The organism is Novacetimonas maltaceti, assembly GCF_002906255.1.
GTDB lineage: Bacteria > Pseudomonadota > Alphaproteobacteria > Acetobacterales > Acetobacteraceae > Novacetimonas > Novacetimonas maltaceti.
Genome location: NZ_POTC01000102.1, coordinates 1 through 4,349 on the forward strand (window position 1 = coordinate 1; position 4,349 = coordinate 4,349).

Here is a 4,349-nt window from a genome sequence, read left to right on the forward strand (position 1 = left end):
AGTCCCTCCTGCGGCGCAAGGGGCACGAACTGGGCGTCCGGAAGGGATCGACGCTCGATCATGGATTGCAGCCGCAGCGCACGCGCTCGCTGTCGCGCTCCAGGGGGCGGGATATGGATATGGGGATCTAAAACACAAGACGTACAAAAAACTGTACGCTATGATGAACTTGGAGGACTGATCATGACCTGTGTTTCCTATACCGACCTGCGTCAGAACCTGGCGCATTATCTGGATGAAGCCGTGAACAGCCGCGCACCGATTGTCGTGACCCGCAAGACCGGGAAAGGCAGTGTCGTGCTGATGTCGGAAGAAGAATTCTCCGGCTGGCAGGAAACCGTGCATCTCCTGAGCAGCCCACGCAACGCGGAGAGGCTGTTGCGGAGCATTCGTGACATCGAGCACGGGGCGGCGACCGAGCGTGATCTTCTGGAGCCGCAGGGTGAGCCGTCGGCGTGAAGGTCATTTTTCATGAAGATGGCTGGGAGGATTATCTTTCCTGGTTCCAGTCAGATCATGCTGTTCTTGGGAAGGTTAATGCCCTGATCGAGGATGTAAGGCGGCATCCGTTTCAGGGGATAGGGAAGCCGGAACCACTGAAGGGGCAGCTTTCCGGGTGGTGGTCCCGGCGGATTACGGGGGAACATCGTCTGGTCTACCGGGTTCAGGGCCGCGCGGGAGAAGATCAGCGGATCGAGGTTGCCCAGTGCCGGTTTCATTACTGAAGGAGAGGCGTCATGAGCGAGACGGATCCGGCAGCCCGTGCGTTTGAGGATCTGTGCGCCGAAATGACGGTGCTCCGGCGCAGCGTGGAAGCGCTGCCTCAGGCATGGCGGGACAACCGACCGCCTGATTACACGCCGGACCTGGCCAGACTGGTCAAGGCCCTGAACGACGTGGGCGCGCGCATGAAGGCGATCGAGGCCAGTCCGACGCTGAAGATGACGCCGCAGGCCTATGGGCAGGGGGTACGTCAGGCGGGGCTTTCCGTCAGTCAGGACATGCAGGCCGCCTTTCATACCGCGATCCGTGCGGTGCAAGTGGAGCGGCAGCAACTGACCGATATTGTTGGACAGGCGCGCACCCGGGACCAGCAGAGCTGGTGGGTGCTGAAGGTCGGGCTGGCCTGCCTGGCTGTCGGGATCGGGTTCTCGCCTATCCTGACCTACCTCCTGCCGTCATCACTGGGGACGCGGGTGGCCTCCTTTATCGTGGGCGGACAGGATCGGTGGGAATCTGGTGCGTTGATGATGGAGGCCGATAATCCCGAAAGCCTGCGGCATATGGTCTGGGCCAACCGGATAGTGGACGCCAGTCAGGACCGGATCGCCGCCTGCCAGAAAACGGCCAACGAGACGAAGGTGGACCAGCCCTGTGTCATGACTATCCGGTCGGGTGGGTTGTAGGACGAACATGGTCCAGACAGCCTTCCTGATCACGACCCATAGACATACTCGGAACCGACATTACGCCTACCCATAAATACCTGGTCTTCATACACCATTGCACCGCTGTTGCAGGTCGCTTCTGGCTGCGCTGTTGGGTAGGTATGAAGTAGGTCTCCTGCTCAGTCAGGTGATGAGGCAAACAGATAAGAGCTAAATTGACATACGGAATCCTTAAAGTTACAAAAATGCAAAGTGCTGCACTTTGCGGCGTAATGAGGCAAACCGTGTCATCAAAGAACCGGATCACAGTAAATCTGTCTGAAGATGAATATGCTGCTTTTGATCAGATTGCTGCTCGTTCAAAGGTATCGAAGGCATGGTTAGGTCGTCATGCGATCAGTTTATTGATTGAGCGTGTAGAAGGGGACGAACAGCAATTGCCCCTTCCCCTGACTGTCTCGAAGCGTAGAGGACGCCAATGAAACTGCGTCATAATATGACCGTCATGGATCTTTTTTGTGGGGCTGGCGGATTGTCGGAAGGCTTCCGGCAGGCGGGTTTCCATGTCTTGGCAGGTCAGGATTATGATGATCGGGCGGGGGAAACCTTCGCGGCAACCCATTCAGAAGCGAAATTCATTGGTGGGCCGATTCAGAATGTTACCGCACAGAAATTGCTGAAGGCTGCGGGCGTAAAGAAGGGGGAGATCGATGTGATGGTTGGCGGTCCCCCATGCCAAGGATATTCTGTTTATAACCATCAACGTGGCATCAATGATCCGCGTGCGGGTCTGTTTCGTGAATATCTTCGGATTGTAGAAGGTATCCAACCTCGCTGGTTAGTAATGGAAAATGTCACTGGGATCATGTCAATTGCTGGGGGTGGCATTGTGCATGAGATTTTTGAAGGCATGAAAAGCCTTGGTTATCGTGTTGATATGAAAGTGTTGCGTGCGGAAGAATATGGGGTACCGCAGGAACGGAGACGAGTATTTTTTATTGCGACGCGCACTGATGCACCAATCCTGTTTCCTGAACCTACGCATGGGCCTGGGTTAAGGCCTTTCGTAAATATTTGGGATGCTATCTCCGATCTTCCAAAGTTAGAGAATGGAGATCGTGCAGAACCAAGACCATATAGGACACGTCCACAGAATAACTATCAAGCCTTATTGCGTGGTGACTGCAACATTGTGCAGAATCATTCGGCGTCCAGACTATCGAATATTAACGTGGAGCGGATGCGTCATATCCCAGCTGGTGGATCATGGCGAGATATACCGATTGATCTTTTGCCGGCTGGTATGAAGCTGGCTAAGCGCAGCGATCATACCAAACGTTATGGAAGGCCAAGAAAAACGGATCTTTCCTGTACAGTATTGACCAAATGCGATGTGCATTGGGGCGCCTATATTCATCCCGTACAAGACCGATCATTCACAGTCCGTGAAGCTGCACGGCTGCAATCCTTTCCTGATTTGTTTACATTTAAAGGGAATATTACAGAGCAATTTGTACAGGTCGGCAATGCGGTTCCGCCCCTCTTGGGGAAAAGTGTAGCTGAAGCTCTTCTTTGTTGATTTTCACTGAGAACTGACCCGGGTTTTTCATCAGGAATTGACCCAGCCAGATGCTATTTCAGGCACAGTCGGGCGGGCGGTCAAGAAGAGGATCTGTCCTTTCTGTTTTTTGACGCGGCGGTGCTGGCGCGGAACCTGTAGCTGTCATTTCCTGTCTCGAGGATATGACAGTGATGGGTCAGCCGATCGAGGAGCGCCGTTGTCATCTTCGGGTCACCAAAGACGTCTCCCCATTCACTGAAGCTCAGATTGGTTGTGATGATGACACTGGTGCGCTCGTAGAGGCGGCTGAGCAGATGGAACAGCAGGGCGCCCCCAGACGCACTGAAGGGGAGATAACCGAGTTCATCAAGGATCACGAGATCCAGGCGGAGCAGCCTGTCGGCAATCTGCCCGGCCCGGTTGGCGGTCTTTTCCTGTTCGAGCGCATTGACCAGGTCGACCGTTGACCAGAAGCGCGCCTTCTTGCGGTGATGGGTGATCGCCTGGATGGCCAGCGCGGTCGCCAGGTGGGTTTTCCCGGTTCCCGGACCGCCGATCAGCACGACATTTTCAGCACGCTCGATGAAGTCCCCGCTATGGAGCTGGCGGATCATGGGCTCGTTGACCTGCGTATCGGCAAAGGAGAACCCGGACAGGTCCTTGTAGGCGGGGAACCGGGCGGTCTTTGTCTGGTAGGCGATGGAGCGCACTTCGCGTTCGGCCAGTTCCGCCTTCAGGAGTTGTGAGAGGATGGGGATGGCCGCCTCGAAGGCAGGTGCCCCCTGCTCGATGAGGTCGGCCGTGGCCTGGGACATGCCATACATCCGCAATCCACGGAGCATGACCACAAGTGAAGCAGCAGCAGGATCATGACGCATGGCGGCTGTCCCTTCGCAGGATATCATACCGCCCTGTATCGGCGCACGGTTCGTGTTCGAGCACCAGGGCCTGTGGGGCATCGAGCCGGGGAACCACGGTTCTCTTGGCATCGATCAGGCGATGAAGCGTATTGAGAACATGGGTCTTGGTCGCCACGCCGTCTTCAAGTGCCAGTTCAACCGCGCAGAGGACAGCCTGCTCATCATGCTGCAGCACAAGGGCCAGGATTTCAGCCATTTCCCGGTCGCCTCCAGGCCGCCTGAGCAGTTGATCCTGCAGGGTCCGGAAGGCGGCTGGCAATTCGGTAAACGGCGCGCCATTGCGTAGGGCGCCCGGTTTGCGCTGGATGACCGCCAGATAATGCCGCCAGTCATACACCGTGCGGCCTGGCACACCATGCGAACGCGTGATGATCCGGTCATGCACGCACAGAACCTGCCCTTCGGCGATAATGCGCAGCCTGTCGGGATAAACCCGCAGGCTGACCGGACGATTGGCAAAGGAGGCCGGCACGCTGTAGC

Annotated in this window: 7 protein-coding genes and 1 pseudogene; 6 read left to right on the plus strand and 2 right to left on the minus strand. The window is 56.3% G+C overall.

Translation table 11 applies throughout. From position 1 onward, the window contains the following. The 6 genes and pseudogenes from KMAL_RS17955 to KMAL_RS16115 all read left to right on the plus strand — a co-directional run. Positions 1-131, plus strand: a pseudogene (locus tag KMAL_RS17955) (conjugal transfer protein TraA); the annotation flags it as partial. A gap of 52 nt (positions 132-183) precedes the next feature. Next, positions 184-459: a type II toxin-antitoxin system Phd/YefM family antitoxin gene (locus KMAL_RS16095; RefSeq protein WP_110096482.1), complete on the plus strand. Its 276-nt coding sequence runs from the start codon at positions 184-186 to the stop codon at positions 457-459. Then, on the plus strand, positions 456-725 hold the full coding sequence (locus tag KMAL_RS16100) for a Txe/YoeB family addiction module toxin (RefSeq protein ID WP_081749560.1): 270 nt from the start codon (positions 456-458) through the stop codon (positions 723-725). Before KMAL_RS16095 ends, KMAL_RS16100 begins: the two co-directional genes overlap by 4 nt. A 12-nt stretch (positions 726-737) precedes the next feature. Further along, positions 738-1,406 (plus strand): DUF6118 family protein, encoded by a 669-nt coding sequence (locus KMAL_RS16105; protein WP_110096483.1) that lies wholly within the window; start codon positions 738-740, stop codon positions 1,404-1,406. Between the two features lie 197 nt (positions 1,407-1,603). After that, positions 1,604-1,870: a ribbon-helix-helix domain-containing protein gene (locus KMAL_RS16110; RefSeq protein WP_146044254.1), complete on the plus strand. Its 267-nt coding sequence runs from the start codon at positions 1,604-1,606 to the stop codon at positions 1,868-1,870. Further along, the gene (locus tag KMAL_RS16115) at positions 1,867-2,967 is read left to right on the plus strand and encodes a DNA cytosine methyltransferase (RefSeq protein WP_208624792.1); all 1,101 of its coding nucleotides are present in this window, start codon (positions 1,867-1,869) and stop codon (positions 2,965-2,967) included. The genes KMAL_RS16110 and KMAL_RS16115 overlap by 4 nt, the downstream gene beginning before the upstream one ends. Before the next feature lie 80 nt (positions 2,968-3,047). Here the strand turns inward: KMAL_RS16115 and istB are convergent, their stop codons facing one another. Both istB and KMAL_RS16125 read right to left on the minus strand, forming a co-directional pair. Next, positions 3,048-3,827, minus strand: coding sequence for an IS21-like element helper ATPase IstB (gene istB / locus KMAL_RS16120; RefSeq protein WP_025437151.1), 780 nt, complete (start codon positions 3,825-3,827; stop codon positions 3,048-3,050). Then, on the minus strand, positions 3,817-4,349 hold a 533-nt coding region (locus KMAL_RS16125; RefSeq protein ID WP_408887939.1), incomplete at its 5' end, for a Mu transposase domain-containing protein. The genes istB and KMAL_RS16125, both read right to left, overlap by 11 nt.

What these genes read in the sequence shown, in the direction of transcription:
- istB (WP_025437151.1), bottom strand. Translation starts at nt 3,827, where the DNA reads ATGCGTCATGATCCTGCTGCTGCTTCACTTGTGGTCATGCTCCGTGGA.
- KMAL_RS16095 (WP_110096482.1), top strand. Translation starts at nt 184, where the DNA reads ATGACCTGTGTTTCCTATACCGACCTGCGTCAGAACCTGGCGCATTAT.
- KMAL_RS16115 (WP_208624792.1), top strand. Translation starts at nt 1,867, where the DNA reads ATGAAACTGCGTCATAATATGACCGTCATGGATCTTTTTTGTGGGGCT.
- KMAL_RS16105 (WP_110096483.1), top strand. Translation starts at nt 738, where the DNA reads ATGAGCGAGACGGATCCGGCAGCCCGTGCGTTTGAGGATCTGTGCGCC.